Source organism: Hyalangium versicolor, assembly GCF_020103695.1.
GTDB classification, from domain to species: Bacteria; Myxococcota; Myxococcia; order Myxococcales; family Myxococcaceae; genus Hyalangium; species Hyalangium versicolor.
This window is the reverse complement of sequence record NZ_JAHXBF010000003.1, coordinates 630,779-649,924: the sequence shown is the minus strand read 5'-3', so window position 1 is coordinate 649,924 and position 19,146 is coordinate 630,779. Positions and strand designations below refer to the sequence as shown.

Annotated in this window: 19 protein-coding genes; 10 read left to right on the top strand and 9 right to left on the bottom strand. The window is 67.9% G+C overall.

What is annotated here, in order from left to right; genetic code table 11:
• Positions 1-14: 14 nt before the first annotated feature.
• From exoP to KY501_RS08865, 5 genes are all read right to left on the bottom strand, one after another.
• Complete coding sequence (gene exoP, locus KY501_RS08885) at positions 15-1,217, bottom strand: spore coat polysaccharide biosynthesis glycosyltransferase ExoP (protein ID WP_224362241.1); 1,203 nt, start codon at positions 1,215-1,217, stop codon at positions 15-17.
• A 21-nt stretch (positions 1,218-1,238) separates the two neighbouring features.
• Complete coding sequence (locus KY501_RS08880) at positions 1,239-2,297, bottom strand: glycosyltransferase family 4 protein (protein WP_224362240.1); 1,059 nt, start codon at positions 2,295-2,297, stop codon at positions 1,239-1,241.
• An 18-nt stretch (positions 2,298-2,315) separates the two neighbouring features.
• Positions 2,316-2,828: a serine O-acetyltransferase gene (locus KY501_RS08875; RefSeq protein ID WP_224362239.1), complete on the bottom strand. Its 513-nt coding sequence runs from the start codon at positions 2,826-2,828 to the stop codon at positions 2,316-2,318.
• A gap of 89 nt (positions 2,829-2,917) precedes the next feature.
• Entirely contained in the window at positions 2,918-4,435 is a 1,518-nt protein-coding gene (locus KY501_RS08870) for a lipopolysaccharide biosynthesis protein (protein ID WP_224362238.1), read from the bottom strand.
• Positions 4,432-5,529, bottom strand: a complete 1,098-nt coding sequence (locus KY501_RS08865; protein WP_224362344.1) for a polysaccharide deacetylase family protein — start codon at positions 5,527-5,529, stop codon at positions 4,432-4,434. The genes KY501_RS08870 and KY501_RS08865 overlap by 4 nt, the downstream gene beginning before the upstream one ends.
• A 398-nt stretch (positions 5,530-5,927) precedes the next feature.
• Here KY501_RS08865 and ccmA point away from each other — a divergent pair, with 398 nt between their 5' ends.
• From ccmA to KY501_RS08815, 10 genes are all read left to right on the top strand, one after another.
• Positions 5,928-6,587, top strand: coding sequence for a heme ABC exporter ATP-binding protein CcmA (ccmA, locus tag KY501_RS08860; protein WP_224362237.1), 660 nt, complete (start codon positions 5,928-5,930; stop codon positions 6,585-6,587).
• Complete coding sequence (locus tag KY501_RS08855) at positions 6,584-7,279, top strand: heme exporter protein CcmB (protein WP_224362236.1); 696 nt, start codon at positions 6,584-6,586, stop codon at positions 7,277-7,279. The genes ccmA and KY501_RS08855 overlap by 4 nt, the downstream gene beginning before the upstream one ends.
• A gap of 2 nt (positions 7,280-7,281) precedes the next feature.
• Positions 7,282-8,058, top strand: a complete 777-nt coding sequence (gene ccsA, locus KY501_RS08850) for a cytochrome c biogenesis protein CcsA (RefSeq protein ID WP_373691572.1) — start codon at positions 7,282-7,284, stop codon at positions 8,056-8,058.
• The gene (locus KY501_RS08845) at positions 8,058-8,246 is read left to right on the top strand and encodes a hypothetical protein (protein ID WP_224362235.1); all 189 of its coding nucleotides are present in this window, start codon (positions 8,058-8,060) and stop codon (positions 8,244-8,246) included. The genes ccsA and KY501_RS08845 overlap by 1 nt, the downstream gene beginning before the upstream one ends.
• A 3-nt stretch (positions 8,247-8,249) precedes the next feature.
• A complete protein-coding gene (locus KY501_RS08840; RefSeq protein WP_224362234.1) occupies positions 8,250-8,735 on the top strand; it encodes a cytochrome c maturation protein CcmE in 486 nt (161 codons plus the stop codon).
• Positions 8,732-10,756, top strand: a complete 2,025-nt coding sequence (locus tag KY501_RS08835; protein ID WP_224362233.1) for a heme lyase CcmF/NrfE family subunit — start codon at positions 8,732-8,734, stop codon at positions 10,754-10,756. The genes KY501_RS08840 and KY501_RS08835 overlap by 4 nt, the downstream gene beginning before the upstream one ends.
• Entirely contained in the window at positions 10,753-11,301 is a 549-nt protein-coding gene (locus KY501_RS08830) for a TlpA family protein disulfide reductase (RefSeq protein ID WP_224362232.1), read from the top strand. The genes KY501_RS08835 and KY501_RS08830 overlap by 4 nt, the downstream gene beginning before the upstream one ends.
• A 58-nt stretch (positions 11,302-11,359) precedes the next feature.
• Positions 11,360-12,421 carry a hypothetical protein gene (locus KY501_RS08825; RefSeq protein WP_224362231.1) on the top strand — a complete coding sequence of 354 codons (1,062 nt, stop codon included), beginning with the start codon at positions 11,360-11,362 and terminating at the stop codon, positions 12,419-12,421.
• Between the two features lie 136 nt (positions 12,422-12,557).
• Positions 12,558-13,043, top strand: coding sequence for a cytochrome c-type biogenesis protein (locus KY501_RS08820; protein ID WP_224362230.1), 486 nt, complete (start codon positions 12,558-12,560; stop codon positions 13,041-13,043).
• Positions 13,040-14,020, top strand: coding sequence for a tetratricopeptide repeat protein (locus KY501_RS08815; RefSeq protein ID WP_224362229.1), 981 nt, complete (start codon positions 13,040-13,042; stop codon positions 14,018-14,020). Before KY501_RS08820 ends, KY501_RS08815 begins: the two co-directional genes overlap by 4 nt.
• A 363-nt stretch (positions 14,021-14,383) precedes the next feature.
• On the opposite strand, the gene KY501_RS08810 is transcribed toward KY501_RS08815, so the two are convergent.
• From KY501_RS08810 to KY501_RS08795, 4 genes are all read right to left on the bottom strand, one after another.
• Positions 14,384-15,583 (bottom strand): GNAT family N-acetyltransferase, encoded by a 1,200-nt coding sequence (locus tag KY501_RS08810; RefSeq protein WP_224362228.1) that lies wholly within the window; start codon positions 15,581-15,583, stop codon positions 14,384-14,386.
• A gap of 28 nt (positions 15,584-15,611) precedes the next feature.
• The gene (locus tag KY501_RS08805) at positions 15,612-16,793 is read right to left on the bottom strand and encodes a DegT/DnrJ/EryC1/StrS family aminotransferase (RefSeq protein ID WP_224362227.1); all 1,182 of its coding nucleotides are present in this window, start codon (positions 16,791-16,793) and stop codon (positions 15,612-15,614) included.
• Positions 16,781-17,899, bottom strand: a complete 1,119-nt coding sequence (locus KY501_RS08800; protein WP_224362226.1) for a GNAT family N-acetyltransferase — start codon at positions 17,897-17,899, stop codon at positions 16,781-16,783. The genes KY501_RS08805 and KY501_RS08800 overlap by 13 nt, the downstream gene beginning before the upstream one ends.
• Positions 17,900-17,976: 77 nt before the next feature.
• Positions 17,977-19,053 (bottom strand): gluconeogenesis factor YvcK family protein, encoded by a 1,077-nt coding sequence (locus tag KY501_RS08795; protein ID WP_224362225.1) that lies wholly within the window; start codon positions 19,051-19,053, stop codon positions 17,977-17,979.
• Positions 19,054-19,146: the final 93 nt, after the last annotated feature.

Here is a 19,146-nt window from a genome sequence, read left to right as displayed (position 1 = left end):
CGCTCCGAAAAGCACTACAGACCGCGTCCCGCCTTGAGCATGGCCTCACCCACGTAGCCGCGGATCTCCTCGACACGGGCGTCCCAGCTCTCGTGGAAGATGCGCTCGGCTCGTTCGCGGCTCGGACCAGCGCCCTCTGCGAGGCACTCGTCCACCTTGGCCACGAAGTCCTCCGTGGAGGTAGCCAGCTTGCACAGCCCCACCTTGCGCACCTCGGGAATGTCCGTGGACACCACCGGGAGCCCCGCAGCCAGGTACTCGCGCACCTTCAGCGGGTTGGCGTTGAGCGTCAGCTCGTTCACCTTGAAGGGCATCAGCGCGACGTCGAACGCTCGGCAGTAGCCTGGCAGGCTCGCGTACGGCTTGCGGCCCAGGAAGTGGATGTTCGGCACCGCCTTCATCGCCGACACGTCGCAGTCCGGCGCCACCTTGCCGATGACGACCACCGAGCCCTCGGGGTGCGCCTTGGCCGTGGCGATCATCGCCTCCTGATCCACCCAGTCCGCCATCAGCCCGAAGAAGCCGATGATGGGCTTGGGCAGCTTCGCGATGTCCTCCGGAATCTCCGTGGCCGCGTCACACGCCTTCACGAAGTGCTGGTAGTCCACACCGTGCCGCACCAGCACCGTGTTCGGGTTCACCTTCGCCTTGTTCTCGCGCAGGCGCTCGGCCGAGGTGATGACCAGGTCCGCCTTCCGCAGCAGCCGCTCCTCCAACTCCGCGATGTGCTTGCCGTTGGTGTCGCTGAACGCGGAGAACTCGTCCACGCAATGGTAGACGACGAACTCCTCGCCCAGAGTGCCCGACACCGGCGCCGACGCCGGCAGGAACGACCACGAAATGGGACGCTTGAAGTGCAGCTGCTTCATCGCCCGCTTCACCTGCAGCCGCAGCAGCTCTCGGTTCGTGGTCCGCACCACCTCCGAGCCGTAGAACGGGATGGCCAGCGGTGCCAGCACGAAGAGGTTGGGCTCCACCTCGCGAATGCCCTCGGTGAACGAGGACAGCTTCCTCCAGATGCGCTGCAGATCGTGCGTGTTGGCCTTCGGCGCACGGTTGCCGATGCTGTTCACCCACAGCACGCGGTTCTCTCTCGAGAGGATCCGCATGATGTGGACCTTGGACAGAGGATCTCCGTCCCAGTCGTTGGAGAACACCACCAGGTCCCGCCCCCGCAGGGCCCGGCGTGCCAGATCCAGTTCTTCGCTCCGCCGCATGTCTCGTCTCCTCTATCTCTCTCAAGTGGCCATGGCCGGCCGCTGACCCTCGAACCTCGGCTCGGACAGCTCCTCGTACAGCCGGAGCAGCACGGGGCCCGCATCCGGAGAACTCGTCTCCGCCGGTCCCTCCACGAGCGCCTGCCTCACGCGCAGCGCCAGGTCCGGCGCATGCCCCGCCTGGAACAGGTACGTCCCCTCCGGCCGCGTGCACACGTCGCTGGCCACGCACGGCACCCCGAGCGCCAGCGCCTCACGCACCGAGATGGCATCCCCGTCATGCGTCGTGGGCCGGATGAACGCGTCGCACCTCGACAGAAGGCCCAGCACCTCCTCGTGATCCAGCTCGCCCAGGTCCTCCAGGTACGGAGCCACGTGCGTCTCACGAGCGTCGCGAGCGAACTCGGCAGTCCTCGTCCCCGGCCCGAACACCGCGAGCCCCACGCCTGGCAACTCCTCCGCGATCAATCGGAGGGCGCGGAACATCACCAGGCGCCCATAGACGGGCGACGGGTGGTGCGCCATGGCCAGCAGAGGCTTGCGGCGGGACCTCGCCAGCTCCACGGCCGCCGTCACCGGCCCTGGCTGTACCTCCGAGGCACAGAACGCCGGCTGGACGACGATCTTCCCCTCGGGAACACCACACCCGACGAGCGCCGCCTTCACCGCCTGCGACACCGCCACCACCCGCGAGTACCCCGCGAGCGCGGCCCGAGCCAGCGCCCTGCGCGCCGGTGAGCCCGCCAGGAAATCCGGCAGCAGCCCCGAGTGCAGAGTGATCACCCGAGGAGACCGGGGCGCCGGCACCGCAGCAGCCGCGGCCAGCATCCAGGACTTCGGGTTGTTGCCGCTGGTGTGGACATGCACCGTCCACCCAGCGCTCAAGAATCCCGCGAGCCGCAGTCCGAACCGCGAGAGGGACTGGACAGGGATGACGTCCGGAGCCGGCCGGCCGCCTTTACCGATGTCCAACACCTTCGCCTCGACACCGCGCCCGCGAAGAAATCGATGAAGTTGCTGTACGTGAATCGCCACCCCGCCATACGGAGGCGGGTAGTCGCCAATGAGGAGCACGCGCATGACGCTCGGGTCTCCTGACTATTGGAGCGGCACTTCCAGGGATTCCGAAGGTACCTGCCGCCGAGGCAGCAGCCCCATCTCACGCTGGTACGTGGTGAGCGGATCCGGATCCTTGCGGAGCACCTTGGCCGGCACCCCCGCGACGACCGTGGCCGCCGGCACGTCCTTGAGCACCACCGCGTTCGCGCCAATCACCGCGAAGTCGCCAATGTGGATGTTGCCGAGGATCTTCGCGCCCGCGCCAATCCGGACGTAGTCCCCGATCACCGGCGCGCCTTCGATACCCGAACGGCCGCCGATGGTCACCTGCTGGGAGATGAGGCAATGGCGCCCCATCTTCGTCGCCTTGTGGATGACAACCCCGATACCGCCATACCCGAGCTGCGTTCCCTCTCCCAGCTCTGCCTCGTACGGGATGTACGAGCTGTGCAGATAGTAGATGGCCTTTCGCAGCACCTGCGGCAACACAGGAACCCCGCGCTGATACAGCTTGCGCGCGAGCCGATACAACGTCATCGCATCCAACCCCATCACGCCCTCCCGAACCAACCAGTGGACCGCAAGCTAGGTACCGGCCTCTGGGGAGGGAAGTCCTCTTCCCAGAGTAGGTAACAAACCGATCACGCCGCCCCGCGGGACCGAATCCCCGCCAGCACGCGCAGCGGACGGATCCCCGTGGCGTACAGCACCGCCACATATCCAATGACGAACAACAGCCCGGCCACCGCCAGCGGCAATACCCGCCAGACGAAGCCCTCGGGCAGCCGAACCCACGCACTCACCGTCCCAGCCCGCAGGGCGAAGATGCCCACCGCAGCCGCCACGGCCGCCAGCGCCGCCTTGCCCAGCTCCGGCCAGGGGATGACGTCGCGGATGCGCAGCGGCTGCTCGGGAGTAGACAGTGCGGCGGGCACTCGGGCCAACAGCGTCGCCTTGCCCACCAGCTCCGCCACCGCCCACGAGACGATGCCGCCCTTCATCCCGAACCGCTGCACGCCCCACCACACCAGCGGCGCCGTCACCACCGCCTTGATGAGGTACGAGACGAAGATGGCCCGTGTGTGGCCTCGGGCTCGCAGCACGCCATCCATCGGCAGGATGGCCAGCACCACCCCCAGCACGCTCACCCGGAAGATGGGCACCGCGGGGAGGAACTTCGCGCCGAAGAGCGCGGAGACGAACTCGGGCGCCGCGGCGAACAGGAACGCCGAGACCGGCAGGAACACGAAGGCCAGCTTCCCGGCCGCCTCGCGGAAGGCCACCACTGCCTCCTCGAGCCGTCCTGCCTTCTCCAGCTCGCCCAGGCGCACCATCAGCACCTCGCTCGTGGGCGTATAAAGGAGGTCCACCACCGGCAGTTGGAAGCAACCCACGCGATAGAGCGCGTACAGCGCCGGAGCCACCGCGCTCGCCACCACATAGAAGTGCGCGTTCTGCTGCGGAATGGACAACGCCATGGCCGCCCCGAACGGAGCCGCGTACACGAGCTGCTCCTTCAGCAGCCGCCCATCCATCAACGGCCCCGTGGAGCCCTTGAGCGCGACAGCCCACGCGGCCAGGTAGCGCAGGCCAGTGAACAGGCACACCGCCACCATCATCCCGTTCAGCGAGGTGCCCAGCAGGCACGGCACCACCATGGCCAGCGCCCGCAGGGTGTCCGACACCAGGTACACCACGGCCGAATGCCGTGTGCGCCCCTGGCTCGTGAGCGACACCTCCAGCGGGAACCCGCCGATCAGCAGCGCCGTGTAGATGGCCAGCGGCCAACGGAACTGCAGGAGCGCCGGGTTGGAGAACAGCCCCGACACCGGCCCCAGCAGCGCCGCCACCAGCCCAGCCCCCACCAGCCCCGCCATCGTCACGAAGAGCATCGTCTGGCCCAGGTAGGGCCGCTTCTGCTCCGCGCGAGGCAGGAAGTAGTAGAGGCTCTGCACCACGCCGAACGGCAGCACGTACTGCAGCGTCGTGGCGATCAGGAAGAGTTGGTAGTACGTCCCGTACTCCTCCAGGCTCAGCACCCGAGCCAGGACGAGCGGAATGGACAGCGTCAGCCCGGCAGTGAACAGCCGGGCCAACACCAGGGGACCGGCCTTGCCCAGGAACGACCCGGACGAGGCCAGAGCCGAGGATTCGCTCACGTCAGACCCCTCCCCGCCAGCTCGCCCCGAATACCCAACCGGTTGGCGGCCTCCACCACCGATAAGTGCGTCCGCCGTCCCATCACCGGATGGCTCATGCCCAGCACGCCGAAGCAGTCATCCAACTGGCACCCGGTGAGCGCCGTCGAGTAGTCCCCCAGCATCCCCACGCTGAAGTTCTCCCACAGCACCTTGCGCTTGAGCGTGAACGGATCCCCGCTGATCCGGTTGGGCACGTCCTCCGTCGTCACGCCCGACCGGAACCCGTGCTTCTTCAGCACGTTGATGATCTCGTCCGAGTACCACCCGTTGCAGTAGGCGAAGTCCCGAACCTGGATCCCCACCTCGCGCTCGATGGTGAGCTTCGATTCGAGGATCTCCCGCTCCACCACCTCGTGCGGCTCCAGCGTCAGCACCGTGTGCCCCAGCGTGTGCGCGCCGAACTCGAAGCCATCCCGAGCCATGCGCCGCACCTCGTCCCAGTCCATGATGTCGCCCTGCGGAGGAAGCAGCCCCGGACCGCCCCCCATCTCCTGCTCGAGCGCCTCGATGACGTCCAGCAGGACGCTCGCCGAGTACTCTCCAATGAAGTCGTCCAGCGCCGCCGAGACCGTCTTCTTCTCGGCCATGATGGGCTCGAGCAGCTCCATGGCGGGTTTCGGCAGCGCGGTGAAGTACAGCTTCAGCCGCTTCCGCTTCGCGATCTGCACCAGGTGGAACAGCCGATCGTGGTTGAACCGCCGGTTCGTCCCGATGAACGCCGTCGGCAGGTAGATGGTGGCCGGAACGCCCATCTCCTTGAGCAGCGGGTAGGCGTACCGGTACACGTCCCGATACCCATCATCGAAGGTGACCACGCAGAGATCCCGCTTGGTCGCCTTGCGCCCGGCCATCACGTCCACCGCGTCCCCGATGGACGCGAACTCGTAGCCCGCTTCCGCGGCCTCCTCCAGATGCCTCCTGAATGTCTCCTGGGAGATGAGCAGCCCCGGAATGGACCGCTGCAGCTCGCCTGTGAAGTCGCCCACCACTCGGTGGTAGCTGACGATCAGGATGCGTCGCCCACCGGACTGGCTGCGGCGATACGCCGCCATCGCCTTCCTCAGTCCGCTGTAGTGAAGCATTCCCGCGGCCGCCACCTTCACTGCCCTCCGCACCAACCGACCCGCGCCCATGACCTTCCCCATACGCAGAGTTACCGTTGCCCGAGAGCAATGCATGGGGGATGCCAGCCTCGAGGGCAGCGACTTCCGCACATTGCGGCCACCTTCAGGGAAGGCCTCGTGCCGACCCTGGAACAAAGGCGACCCGAAGTAGAAAAACTTTCCAGATCCCGTGCACGCACCACAGGAGTTGCAGGAAACGGGACAGCGCGACTGGCGACTGGCGTGGACCTGCCCCCGAAGGCCGCCCGAGCCCCCGGCGCAAGCCCCTGCTTCCTCCGGCTTTCACTGGAGAACGGCCGGATTTCCAGTTACGAACGCTGCCCTCGATGGAAGCCCCCTCTCCGCCCCCCGCGATTGCCCTGCACGACGTGAGCAAGCGCTATGGGCGTCACTGGGCCCTGGCGCGCCTCACCTACTCGCTGCCTCCCGGCCGCTCGCTGCTCCTCACTGGCCACAACGGCTCGGGGAAGACCACCCTGCTGCGCCTCGTGGCCACCGCGCTCTCTCCCACCGCGGGCCGCGTCGAAGTGCTCGGGCGCCACACCGTCAATGACCGTGACGCGGTGCGACAGGAGGTGGCGCTCCTGTCCCACGCCAGCTTCCTCTATGAGGATCTCACGGCGCACCAGAACCTCACCGTGCTCGCTCGCCTGCTGGGGATGTCCCACCCGTCGGATGCGGCCAGTGAGCTGCTGACCCGGGTGGGCCTCACGAAGCGCACGGAGAGTCCCGTCCGTCACTTCAGCGCGGGCATGCGCAAGCGCCTGGCCATCGCGCGGCTCTTGATGAAGAAGCCAGCCCTGGCGCTGCTGGACGAGCCCTTCGGCGAGCTGGATCCCTCTGGCATCCAGGACATGGAGGCCATCATCGCGGAGCTCAAGGCCTCGGGAGTGACGGTCATCCTCGCCACCCACCTCATCGAACAGGGTCTGACCCTGTGCGAGGAGCGCCTTCACCTTCAGGAAGGACGGGCGGTCCCGGCATGAAGCGCCCTGCCCCCATCGGCCTGATTCGGGCCACATTCGTCCTGCTGGGTAAGGATCTTCTCATCGAGTGGCGCACGCGTGCCCGCCTCAATGCACTGATCTTCTTCGCCCTATCGACGTTGCTGTTGTTCTCGTTCGCGCTGGGGCCCGACACGAAGTTGCTGGAGCGCAACGCGGGCGGTTACCTGTGGCTGGCCATCCTCTTCGCCAGCACCCTCTCCCTGGGCGAGTCCTTTCGCGTGGAATACGAGAACGCCTGCCTGGACGGACTGCGGCTGGCCCCAGCGGATGCCCGCGCCATCTTCCTGTCCAAGGCGCTGGGCAACACGCTGCTGCTGGTGGTGCTCGGCGGGCTGCTCGTCCCGGCGATGGTGGCGCTGTACGGGGTGAAGGTGGTCCTCGGCGTGGGGGACCTGCTGACCACCCTCGTCCTGGGGTGTATGGCGCTTGCCGCCCCGGGGACCGTGTATGCGGCCATCGCCAGCAACGCCCGCGCAAGGGACGTGCTCCTACCTCTGCTATTGTTCCCGCTGATTGTTCCCGCCCTCCTGGCCTCGGCCAAGGGGATGATGCTGGTTCTGCAAGGTGACCCGATGGGGCAGCTCGGTTCGTGGTTCGGTCTGCTCGGCGGGTTCAACCTGATTTACTGGGGCCTGGGCTTCCTGCTGTTCCCTCGGGTGATCGAGGATTGATTATGGATTCGATGTCGCTGTTCACCATCTACCTGCCGCCCCTCGTCCTGGTGCTGCTGCTCACCGTGGGGCGCAAGTTCTCGCACTTCACGCTGCCGACCTACGCGCTGCTGCTGATCGGCATCGGGCACTACGTGGGCCTGGCGGTGGCACCTCCGGATCGCGAGATGGGAGACGTGCAGCGCATCATGTACGCGCACGTGCCGGCGGTGTGGAACGCGCTGCTGGCGCTCACGTTCAACTTCGTGTGCTCGGTGACGTACCTCTTCAAGCAGAGCTGGAAGACGGACTCGCTGGCGGAGGCCTCGGCCGAGGTGGGGCTGCTGTTCGGCGCGGTGGGCGTGCTGCTGGGCGCCATCTGGGGCCGGCCCACGTGGGGCGTGTACTGGACGTGGGATCCGCGGCTCACCACCGCGGCCATCATGCTGGTGGCCTACATGGGCTACCTGGCGCTGCGCCGCTTCGTGGAGGATCCGGAGAAGCGCGCGACGTGGAGCGCCGTGGTGGGCATCATCGCCGCGGTGGACCTGCCCATCATCTGGTTCTCGGTGAAGTGGTGGCGCAGCCTGCACCAGCAGCAGTCCTCCCCGAGCACCACGGATCCGGCCTTCTGGCTGCCGCTGCGCATGAGCGCCTACGGCTTCCTGGCCCTGGTGGCCTACTTCATGATGGTCCGCTATCGCATCGCCATGGCCGAGCGGAACGCCGAGGTGGCGCTGCCCGAGGCGCTGCCGAGCAGCCCGAGCACCCCGACGAACCGGACCCCGGGGGTGGCGTGATGAGCTCGCTGGTGAGTCTGATGGTGCTGGCCCAGGCGGCCGCGGACCAGGTGGGCCGAGGCCGCATCCAGGGCGGCTGGGGCTATGTCTGGACGAGCTACGGAATTACCTGGGCGGCCTTCTGTCTCTATGCCCTGTCGCTGTGGGTGCGGCGCCCCAAGAACCCGTCTGTCGGCCCGAAGGAGTGAGCCATGACCCCTGTCGTCCGTAATCGCCTCATCGCCCTGGGAGCCCTTCTGGTGGCCGGAGCCGGCCTGGCCTTCGTGGCCTTCGGCAACATCGGCGACAACCTGGTGTACTACTGGAGCCCGGCGGAGATGATCAGCCAGGGCGAGAAGGCCTATGGCCCCACCATCCGCCTGGGCGGCGTGGTGAAGCCGGGCAGCATCCAGTGGAACGCCCAGCACACCAGCCTGAAGTTCCAGGTCTCCACCGATCACACGCCCGAGTCCGTGGCGGTGACGGTGCAGTCCACCGAGGTGCCGCCGGCCATGTTCCGTGAGGGCATCGGCGTGGTGGTGGAGGGCACCTTCGACAAGAGCCAGGTGTTCAGCTCCAACCGGCTCATGGTGAACCACTCCAACGAGTACCGCGCGCCCAAGCCGGGCGAGAACCCGCGCGAGTGGAAGGAGAGCGTCACGGACAGCTCCGCCACGGCGACAGCGAGGCCTCAGTGAACGCAACCCTCGGGTATGGGCTCGTGCTCGGCGCGCTGGTGTGCGCCGCGTTCGGAGCCGTGATCGGGCTGACGAGCGGCCTGCGCCAGAGCGAGGCGGGCTCGCAGTGGGTGCGCCGCGCGGTGTGGGGCTTCTTCGCCTGCATGGCGGGCTCCAACCTGATGATGGTGTACTCGCTCGTCACCGACGACTTCAGCATCAAGTACGTGGCCCAGGTGGGCAGCCGCGCCACGCCGTTGACGTTCAAGATCGTCGCCCTGTGGAGCGCCCTGGAGGGGTCCATCCTCTTCTGGGGCCTCATCATGGGCACCTACCTGCTGGCCTTCATGCTGGTGCACCGCAACGAGCACCGCCGCTACATGTCCCTGGCGCTGGGCACCATGCTGGGCGTGGGCGTCTTCTTCGCCTTCCTGATCGCCGGCCCGGCCAACCCCTGGCAGACGCTGGCGCAGGTGCCCGCGGACGGGCCCGGCCCCAACCCGCTGCTGCAGAACCACATCCTCATGGTCGTCCACCCGCCCATGCTGTACCTGGGCTACGTGGGCATGGTGGTGCCCTTCGGCATCGCCGTGGCTGGCCTGCTGCGCGGGGAGATCGGCGACGCGTGGATGGCTCCGCTGCGGCGCTGGATCCTCATTCCGTGGACGTTCCTCTCGGTGGGCATCATCCTCGGTTCGTGGTGGGCGTACGCGGTGCTGGGCTGGGGTGGCTACTGGGCGTGGGATCCGGTGGAGAACGCCTCGTTCCTGCCGTGGCTGACGGCCACCGCCTTCATGCACTCCACCATGGTCCAGGAGCGCAAGCAGATGCTCAAGCTGTGGACCATGAGCCTGGCCCTGGCCAGCTTCGTGCTGACGATCCTCGGCACGTTCATGACGCGCTCGGGCATCTTCAACTCGGTGCACTCGTTCACCCAGTCGGACATCGGGCCCACGTTCCTGGTGTTCATCGCCCTGCTGCTGGTGCTCTCCATCGCGCTGCTGGCCACCCGCGGGCACCTCATGGTGCCCCAGGGGCAGATCACCTCGCTGGTGTCTCGTGAGACGAGCATCCTGGTGAACAACCTGGTGTTCGTGGCCATCACCTTCACCGTGCTGCTGGGCACCCTCTACCCGCTCGTGTCCGAGGCCGTGCGCGGCGTGCGCGTGAGCGTGGGCGAGCCGTACTTCAACAAGATGGCCGTGCCCGGCGGCATCGCCGTGCTCTTCCTCATGGGCGTGGGCCCCATGCTGCCGTGGGGCACTCCGAACAAGGACGCGCTGCGGCGGCAGTTCATCTTCCCCGCCGCCACGGGCGTGGTGGTCGCGGCCATCTGCTACGCGGTGGGGATGCGCGGCTTCTACCCGCTGCTCACCTTCGGGATCGCCGGCTTCGTCACCTTCATCACCCTGCGCGAGTTGGTGGCTCCCGTGCGCGTGCGCATGACGGAGCGCAAGGAAGGGCTCGGCACCGCGCTGATCCAGAGCGCCTCCAAGGCCCGCCGGCGCTTCGGCGGCTACATCGTGCACCTGGGCATCATCATCATCATCGTCGCGGTGGCGGCCTCGTCCGCGTACGTGAAGCACACCAACGGCACGCTGAAGATCGGCGAGGTGATGAAGCTGGACGGCTATCAGCTCAAGTACCTGGGCACGGCTCAGGGCCAGGAGCCCCACCGCAGCTTCGTGGCGGCGCGCGTGGAGGTGACGACTCCCAGCGGCAAGGTGGAGGAGTTCCAGCCCCGGCTGAACTACTACGAGCGCAGCACGGATCCCGTCGGCACCCCCGCGGTGCGCGAGTCGCCGAAGGAGGATCTCTACATGTCGCTGATGGCCTTCTCCCAGGAGGGGACCACGGCGAGCCTCAACGTGTGGGTTTTCCCGCTGGTGGGGTGGATCTGGTACAGCATCCCCATCCTGGTGCTGGGCGCGCTCATCTCGCTGTGGCCGTCGCGGCGGCGCGTGGCGGTGGCCTCGAGCACTCCAGAGGCGGCGGGCGCCGCGCCGGTGCCCGGCAGTGACATGAACCGGGGGGCCGCATGAAGTGGGGAATCACCCTGGGCGCGGTGGCCCTCTGCAGCGCGCTGCTCGTCGTACTGCTCAAGGGCTTCGGGAGGGATCCTCACGAGGTGCCCTTCCTGCTTTCCGGTAAGCCAGCCCCGGCCTTCACCTTGCGGGCGCTGGAGAGCGGCAAGCCGGTGAGCCTGGCGGAGCTGCGTGGACGCCCGGTGGTGATCAACTTCTGGGCCTCGTGGTGCGGGCCCTGCAAGATGGAGCACCCGGTGCTCGAGTGGGGCTCGCGCGAGTTCGGCAGCCAGGCCGTCTTCCTGGGCATCATCTTCGAGGACACCGAGGAGAACGCTCGTGGGTTCCTCCAGGAGATGGGCGCTTCCTTCCCGCAGCTGGTGGATCCGCGCTCGCGCATCTCCGTGGACTACGGCGTGTCGGGCGTGCCGGAGACGTACTTCATCGATGCCAATGGGGTCATCATGGGCAAGCACGTGGGCCCCATCGATCCCCAGACGCTGGCCAACCGCATCCGGGAGCTGACTGCCAGGACAGCCTCCCAGGTGACGGCTCAGCCATGAGCCTTCGGGCTGTCGGACCCGTGCCCTCCACGGGCGACGCGGGCGGAGGTGGTGACTGATGCACCAGCACCAGTGCACGGAGTGTGGCGCGGTCGCCGCGGAGCCCAGACTGCGCTACTGCGAGGAATGCGGGGCGCGGATGCCCGAGTTCAAGCCGCCTCCGCTCATCGACGAGAGCGCCCAGAAGGCCGCGGCGCTGGAGAACTCGCGTCGCGCCCAGCCGGCCTACACCGGGCCGAAGTGGCTGGAGCATGTTCCGGCGCACTCGCCGACCGTCCTGGGCGTCCTCCTGCACATGGTGGCGCTGTTTCTCTCCATCCTCCCCTTCCTCGCGGGCGTGGGGCCGTTCTGGTCCGCCGTGGTGATTGCCGGCGGGGCGCTGATGATCGCCCGGGAGTACCGCGCCGCGAACGAGACGAATCCCCTGCTGGACTGGATCCCCGAGTCGCTCCAGCCGCGGGTCCTGCCCGTCGTCTACTCGGGGCTGGCGGTGGCGATCGCCCTGCCCATGCTGGAGCTCAGCATCCAGCCGCTGCTGTGGGCGGGGGGCACGGTGTTGGTGCTGCGTGACCAGTGGGGCAAGGTGTTCGAGGGCCCGGATGGCTACGCGGACCTGTTCGAGCCTCGCGCCGCCGTGCGCGGCATGCGGGTGCTGGCGACCGCGGGCATCGCCGTGTGCCTGTTGGCCCTCTTCTTCACGTGGACGGTTGCCGGGGAAGTCGCCAACGGACAGAGCGTGTACGGAGGCGCCGGAGGCCTGGCGGTGTCGGGGTTCGAGCTGTCCATGAGCTCCACCGTGGAGATCGGGCTGATGGCGATCCTCGCGCTGCTGATGTTGAGGCCCGAGGTGGAGCGCCCCGTGTGGCTGCGCTTCGTGCCGGCGGGGGTGATGGTGATCGCCCTGGTCTGGGTGCTGGTCAACATGCACATGAAGGTGGGCCCCATCGTGTTCCTGGCGGGCCTCGTCCCTGTGGGGCTGGTGGCCGTCTTCCAGGCGCTCGGCCGCGACGAAGCTGCGCCCGCTGGGGAGGCGCCCTTTGACGAGGACACCAACGCGGAGTCACAAGAAGAGTTCGCCGACGAGGAACCGCCTCCCGAGGACGAGGACATGCGGGGCTGAGAGCCTGGTCCGCGCTCCCGGCTGCTCCACCCGGCAGGCAGACAGGGGCTGGGTGGGAAGATGGCCATGCCGGTGAAGGTTTCGCTGTGCAACACTGCGCCTTGGCGCTAGGTAAGCCGCGCCTGGGGTGCCCCGCATGACTTCTGCCCTCCTCTCTCTCGCTCTCGCCGCCGGCCTCGTGACCGGCCAGTTCGCTCCCCAGAAGGGCGGCAGCGATCCGCTCGCCGATCCCGTCCAGGAGCAGCGCGTCCAGAAGCTCGGCAAGCTGCTGCGCTGTGCCGTGTGCCAGGGCGTCTCCATCGCCGACAGCCCCGCTTCCATGGCTCGCGCCCAGCTCGACACGGTGCGAGAGCTCGTCGCCGAGGGGAAGTCCGATGAGGAGATCATCACCTACTTCACCGATCGCTACGGGGAGTGGGTGCTGCTCGAGCCTCCGAAGGCGGGCTTCAACTGGCTCGTGTGGCTGGGCCCCGTTGCCCTCGTGGTGGGGGGAGCCCTCGTCATCTCGCGGCAGATCAAACGCCCCCCGCCCCCGCCCCCCTCTTCCCCTCCGCCCGGCGGGCCCACGCCTGAGGCCGAGGACCCCTACCTGAAGGCCGTTCGCCAGGAGTTGGAGCGATGACGCAGCAGACCAACTGGTGGCCCGGGCTCATCGCCCTCGCGATCTCGCTGCTCTGTGGAGCAGCCTACATGCTGCTCCAGCGCGGCAAGGGCGGTGGAAAGGCTGCCAGTCCCGAGCCTCAGCGCGATGGCGTCCTGGACGATCTCGATCGGCGCGCGCAGTCGCTCATCGAGCAACTGAAAGAGCTGGTGGCGGACAAGCACAGCCTGGCGCCCGAGCAGTTCGAGGCGGAGAAGTCCCGGCTGGAGCGTGAGGCCGCGGCGGCTCTGCGGGCCCGAGACGAGTATCTGAACCAGCGCAAGCCTGGAACGTCTGGCGCTCCTGGCTCTTCGGCTCCTGCCCACGGGCAGGCGGCTCCGGCTCCGACGGGCTTCGCGGCTCGGAACCCGCAGATGGTGGGTGCCCTTTGGGGCGCGGGGGTCGTCCTCTTCTTCGGAGCGCTGGGATACCTGCTCGTCTCGAATCAGCAGACGCGGACTGACGGCATGGAGGCCACCGGAAAGGTGCCCTCGGCCCAAGGTGGTATGGGCCAGCAACAGCAGCAGCAGATGCCCTCGGAGGATGAGGAGCTCACTGCGGCCAAGGAGCGGCTGGCTGCGAACCCGAACGATCTCGAGGCCTCGGCGTTCGTGGGGCACGAGATGATCCGGACGCGCGAACTCGAGCAGGCCGAGAAGATCACCAACAAGGCGCTCGCCGTGGATCCGTTCCACGTCGAGTCCCGGGTGCACCTTGGGGTGCTGCATGCGCTCCGAGGCGATCTGCAGGCCGCCGAAGCCGAGCTGCTGGAGCTGGCGGATACCTATCCGGGCGCGCAGGAGGCGTTGCTCTTCCTGGGCTTCATCAACCTGCAGTCGGGCAACCGCAACAAGGCGCTGGATTACTTCGAGCGCTTCACGGTGGAAGTGCCGCGCAACCAGCAGCCTCCGGGGCTCGACGCCGCGATCGCCCAGCTCCGCCAGGAAGCTGGCCGGTAGGGCCAGAGTCTCCCCTCGGCGCCCGATTTCTGCGACCTGGTATGCCTGTCATACCAGTTGGTACGCGGTTCCCGACCGACAGGCCTCCTCTGCCACCCTCGGCGCTCGGTTCCTGCGACCTGGTGTGCCTATGAGCTCGTCGCGGAAGGCGTCCTCTGAGTCTCTGCCGAGGAGGAGCCCCCTCCGGGCGCGGTTCGCGCCAACCTGTCCACCAGTCCTACAGGTTCGTCCCCAACCCGCCCGACACGGGCTCATCGTGCCTGCGGTGTGACCATGTACCGATGGCGCCTCCGCCAGGCTGCGGGGGCTGCGCCATGGATTCGCGGTTCCCAGCAGGCAGGGCTTCCCCGAGGAGCCAAAGCCTTACACCGCGGCTCGGCGTCTCCGGAGCCTCCGGATGCGCTCGACCGTGTTGGCGGGCAGCATGCGCTTGACCACCTCACGGGCGTCACGCGCCACCTCCTCCTGCCGGGTGAACCAGTGCCCCACCCCCTGGGCGGCATGGATGCGCACCGCCACCGTGCGCCGCTGCTTCGTCGTCCAGTCGGATTTGTATGTCTCGGTGCCTCGGAGGAAGTCGTACTCCCGGAGGCCCGACTCGATGGCGTCCTTGAACGTCTCGCCCACGAGCACCAGGCCCACGCTCCGGTTGCGCCACTGCGGATCGTAACCGGCCTGGAAGTAGATGAACGTGTCCCGGTGAATGATGCCGTACACCGAGGCGACCGCCTGGCCCGCCACCTTCATCGTGTACATGCGAAGCCGGCCACGTTCGGCCAGGAACTGCGTGGCGTCCCGGTGAAAGGCTTCCACGCCCTTGCCCTTGATGCCCTGGGAACCTCCATCCTCCGCCCAGCGCATCTCGTGCAATCGGAAGAAGTCCGTCATCGGCCCGGCCAGCTCGCCCGGAACCTCGGTGCGCTCGATACGGTAGCCCTCCTGCTTCTCCAGCCACTTCCGGCGGCGCAGGTAGTTGTCCCGCCGGCCCGTGCGCTTGAGGAACGCATCGAACGGCTCGCCGGGCGTGAAGGCCTCGTACGGGCACACGTAGCGCTCCGTCACACGGACCTCCAGATCCGGGAACGTCTCGCGCAGCACCTTCACGGTCAGCGAGTCCTCGCGCAGGTCCGTGAGGTCCAGCACATCCCAACCGCCGTGCATCTCGCGCAGCCCATTCGCGAAGGCGCGAGTCACCGCCTCCTCCAGGCCCCGCCGAGCCACCACGTCCAGGTAGTCACTGCCGATGTGCGTCTCGCCCAGGAAGGACAGCCGTCCCACCTGCCGGCCCAGCACGTGGCGCAGCTCGAAGCCGAGCGGCATCAGCCCCACCAGCGCGCCGGTGCGATCCCTCGCCGTGAGGACCAGCGGCCGCCGCTCTGGAGCGATGCGGCGGCACCACGGGTAGATCCACTCCCACGCATTGAACGGGCCCGCGTCGCTCGCGTCGAGCAGCGCGTCCCACTCGGGGCGCATCCGCGCCAGCACGGAGAGCTCGTGGACGATCTCCACCCGAAGCCACTGTGACGGCTGCGGCTCCGGAGTCACCTCGGATTCACGAATCATGGTCTGTCGACCCTCGAAGAAGTGGGAATCAGCTCGCGCGCCTGCGGGGACGGCGATCCGCCTTCACCGCCTCGCGCACCGCCGAGGCCACGGACGCCATCACCTCGGGGCTGAGGTCCTGGTGGCAAGGGATCTCCACGATGGAGCGCCGCAGCTCCAGCACCTCGGGGAACGCCGCCGCGTCACACGCGGGGTGGAAACGCTTCCAGAAGTCGATGGCGTCGATGCCCTGCTCGTGCAGCTTCGCCATCACCTCCGCCTTGTCGTTCACCACCAGCGGGTAGAACAGCGGGCACACGCCCGGCGGCAACTGGTTGAACAGCGGCGGGGACACCTCGCGCAACCGTCCCAGCAGGAAGAAGTAGTTGCGCCGCCGCTTCTCGACGATGCCCTCCAGATCCTGCGCCAGGGCGATCTTCTTCGTCAGCGGGCTCATGCCCAGATCCACGTGATCGCGGTTGAAGTGCTGCGTCCCCGTGGCCACGCGCTCGATGTTGGCGGCCTTCACCGTGCCGTGCCCCACGCTGCGGACGAGGCGGCGCAATCCTCGGCCCATTGTCCCACCTCGGAGTTCCAGGTTCTGCAGCAGCGCGGAGACCGTGTGGCTGAACGTCGAGGTCGACGGCGGAGCGGGCGGCTCCGGCAGGCTGTACTGACGCTGGCCGTTGATGGTCAGCGCGCCCCCGTTGGGCACCGGCAGCGTCTTGTAGAGGCAGAAGATGCCGATGTCCCCCGTCGTCCCCAGCGGCACCGTGCCGTCCGCGGACAACAGCGACAGCGCACAGTCCTCGATGAGCGGCAGCCCATGGCGATCCGCGATCTGGCGCATCTCCGCCGCAGGCCCCGGGAAGCCCGCGTAGTGGATGAGGTAGAGGGCCTTCGTCTTCGGGCCGATCTTCTTCTCCACGTCCTGCAGGTCCACGTCCCAGCGCGAGCCCACCCGGTAGAAGCGCGGCGTGGCGCCAGCGTCCACCACGGCCTCCACCTCCACGCCATGGTGGTAGGCGGGCATGAGCACCTCGCCCTTGTCCAGCCCCAGCATCTTCACCGTGAGCCAGACGGCGTTCCGAGCGAAGTAGAAGTAACGCACGTTCCGCGCGGCGAACGGCTGGAAGGTGGTGCTCGGCTGCGACCGGCCCCAGAGCATGCTCGGCCAGAGCGTGGGCAGCGAGGGAACGAACAGCTTCTGTATCGAGCTCACTTCTTCCATCGCGCCATCACCTCTTTTGCCGCGGGGACCCAGCGGAACTTCGCCGCGCACAGCGCGCGCCCGAAGGCCGAGTCGCTGAAAATAGAGATCCACGTGTGGTGCCGGACCTTGTCCGTCCAGTCGCGCTTCCACACCATGTCCGGCCCCAGGAAGTCGAACTCGCGCAACCCCCGCGAGATGCAGTCCGCCAACACCTCCTCCATCAGGAGCTGGCCCGGGCTGCACTCCTTGAGGCTCTCGTCGTAACCAGGCTTGAGCAGGAAGTAGCGCCCGCCGTAGGTCAGCCCGTACTGGAAGGCCACCGGCCGCCCATCCAGGCGCAGGTAGTAGAGCGACAAGCGCCCCGCGTAGGCCGAGTCCCGCGCCAGCTCCGTGTAGAAGCCGCGAGTGGCCCCATCCTGAGCCATCGCCGTGCCGCGCTGCCCCTTCCAGCCGCTCTGCTCGAGCGCAAAGCCCTCCTCCAGCTTGCCCTCCAACTCGAGGCCGCCGTCCACCCGCTCGAACGTCACCCGGCCCCTCTCCTCCAGCTTCTTGCGGCGCCGGCGGCAGTTGGCCTTGAACTTGGACTGGAGCGAGGCCAGGTAGGCCTCACGGGTGGCCGGGAGCGGCACGTAGGGCGACTGGAGCGACTCCCACGTCCCCGTGGGCAGCCCCGCACTCCGCGCCTCCTCGAGCAGGCTCCACCCTGCTCCACCATCCGGCACATCCGTCAGCCGCAGCACGTCCCAGCTCCGGTCCATGCGCAACCAGGCGAGGAACATCGCCGCGGCGGCCTCGGGCTCCCGGGCAATCAAATCAAACCGGCACGAGTGCGGATTCGCCGTCGCCGAGAGCTGCCGCACCGGCACGCCGTACATCGTCGCGCGCTCGGCCATCAACGGCAGCGCCGCCGTCAACCGCCCCTCCGCGTCCCGCAGCGTGAGGATCCGCATTTGCGCCGAGGGCGCGAAGTTGTCGATCCAGATCCGCAGGAACTCGTGGCGATAGAAGATCTCGTCGGAGGTGGCCTCGACGAGCGCGTTCCACTCGGGCGCGAGCGCCATGAACCCGGCCCGGTCCGTCACCTCCTGGACACTCGGCTCGGGCGTGAGCTGTCTGGCTTCCATATGTGCAGAACTCCCAAGGCGCGGCCCTCCCCCCCGGGACAGCCGCGCGCAGACAAGGTGGGAATGCTCGGGCCCGGCTACAAGCCGCAGCGGGCCATCTTCAGCAGGCAGCGAGCGATCTTCCCGCCGTCATGTCGAATCTTGGACCCCTCCTTGAGGAGGTCCGCCTCTACCGGAACCACACCCGCGCTGATGAGCTCGCGGCGGTTCACCGGGATGACATACGCACCCTTGCGCGCATAGCGCTGGATGGCATCGACCGGAGGCGGAGTGCCGTTGATGAGCACCGCATCCAGCACCGGGCCCGCGTGGTCGATAACCGCTCGGACATGGTCCAGGCAGTCCATGCCATCCGTCTCCCCCGGCTGAGTCATCAGGTTGGCGACCATCACCTTGAGCGCTCGAGTCTCGCGCAGCGCCTGGGCCACCCCATCCACCAACAGGTTCGGAATGACGCTCGAGTACAGCGAGCCCGGCCCGATGACGATCAAGTCCGCGCTGTGGATGGACTCCAGCAATCCCTCCGAAGGAGGAGGAGAGCGCGGGCTCAGCGACACCCGCTGCACCCGGCCGTGGGCGCGGACGATGTTGCTCTCACCCACCACCTCGGTGGAGTCATCCATCTTCGCCACGAGCTGCACCGGAGCCAGCGTGCACGGCAGCACCTGCCCCCGAGCCCCCAGCATCTCCCCGGAGACGCGCACCGCCTCGAGGAAATCCCCCTTGAGCTCCGCCAGCGCGGCGATGAGCAGGTTGCCCACCGCGTGCCCGGCCAGGCCCTTGGCGCCACCGAAGCGGAACTGGAACACCTCCGCGAGGGCAGTCTTGCCACCCGCGAGCGCCACCAGGCAATTGCGGATATCTCCCGGAGGCAGCACCCCGTGCAGGCGGCGCAGGCGGCCCGAGCTGCCACCGTCATCGCTCATGGTGACCACGGCGGTGATGTCCACACCGGGATCGCCCGCCTTCGGAGTGGCCCGCCGCGCCAGGCCGCGGAGCACCACGGGCAGCCCGGTCCCACCACCCATCGCGACGATGCGCGTGGGGCGATCCACCTGAGGCTGCAGCAGCTCGTTCCGCCCCTGCTGCCTGGCGGACTTCGCATCCTCTCCCCACTTCTCCTGGAGAGTCGAATCCAGATCCATCAGCGACATAGCCCCACCCCTTCCCGCCCACTCGACCATGATGCCCTACCCCACTCCATGCGCGGCGGCCCCCGCCGCGATCTCACTGAGTCCTTACAGTCC

What these genes read in the sequence shown, in the direction of transcription:
- KY501_RS08830 (WP_224362232.1), top strand. Translation starts at nt 10,753, where the DNA reads ATGAAGTGGGGAATCACCCTGGGCGCGGTGGCCCTCTGCAGCGCGCTG.
- KY501_RS08840 (WP_224362234.1), top strand. Translation starts at nt 8,250, where the DNA reads ATGACCCCTGTCGTCCGTAATCGCCTCATCGCCCTGGGAGCCCTTCTG.
- KY501_RS08875 (WP_224362239.1), bottom strand. Translation starts at nt 2,828, where the DNA reads ATGGGGTTGGATGCGATGACGTTGTATCGGCTCGCGCGCAAGCTGTAT.
- KY501_RS08855 (WP_224362236.1), top strand. Translation starts at nt 6,584, where the DNA reads ATGAAGCGCCCTGCCCCCATCGGCCTGATTCGGGCCACATTCGTCCTG.
- KY501_RS08880 (WP_224362240.1), bottom strand. Translation starts at nt 2,297, where the DNA reads ATGCGCGTGCTCCTCATTGGCGACTACCCGCCTCCGTATGGCGGGGTG.
- KY501_RS08800 (WP_224362226.1), bottom strand. Translation starts at nt 17,899, where the DNA reads ATGGAAGCCAGACAGCTCACGCCCGAGCCGAGTGTCCAGGAGGTGACG.
- KY501_RS08845 (WP_224362235.1), top strand. Translation starts at nt 8,058, where the DNA reads ATGAGCTCGCTGGTGAGTCTGATGGTGCTGGCCCAGGCGGCCGCGGAC.
- ccmA (WP_224362237.1), top strand. Translation starts at nt 5,928, where the DNA reads ATGGAAGCCCCCTCTCCGCCCCCCGCGATTGCCCTGCACGACGTGAGC.
- KY501_RS08820 (WP_224362230.1), top strand. Translation starts at nt 12,558, where the DNA reads ATGACTTCTGCCCTCCTCTCTCTCGCTCTCGCCGCCGGCCTCGTGACC.
- KY501_RS08810 (WP_224362228.1), bottom strand. Translation starts at nt 15,583, where the DNA reads ATGATTCGTGAATCCGAGGTGACTCCGGAGCCGCAGCCGTCACAGTGG.
- ccsA (WP_373691572.1), top strand. Translation starts at nt 7,282, where the DNA reads ATGGATTCGATGTCGCTGTTCACCATCTACCTGCCGCCCCTCGTCCTG.
- KY501_RS08805 (WP_224362227.1), bottom strand. Translation starts at nt 16,793, where the DNA reads ATGGAAGAAGTGAGCTCGATACAGAAGCTGTTCGTTCCCTCGCTGCCC.
- KY501_RS08795 (WP_224362225.1), bottom strand. Translation starts at nt 19,053, where the DNA reads ATGTCGCTGATGGATCTGGATTCGACTCTCCAGGAGAAGTGGGGAGAG.
- KY501_RS08815 (WP_224362229.1), top strand. Translation starts at nt 13,040, where the DNA reads ATGACGCAGCAGACCAACTGGTGGCCCGGGCTCATCGCCCTCGCGATC.
- KY501_RS08825 (WP_224362231.1), top strand. Translation starts at nt 11,360, where the DNA reads ATGCACCAGCACCAGTGCACGGAGTGTGGCGCGGTCGCCGCGGAGCCC.
- KY501_RS08865 (WP_224362344.1), bottom strand. Translation starts at nt 5,529, where the DNA reads ATGGCGGCGTATCGCCGCAGCCAGTCCGGTGGGCGACGCATCCTGATC.
- exoP (WP_224362241.1), bottom strand. Translation starts at nt 1,217, where the DNA reads ATGCGGCGGAGCGAAGAACTGGATCTGGCACGCCGGGCCCTGCGGGGG.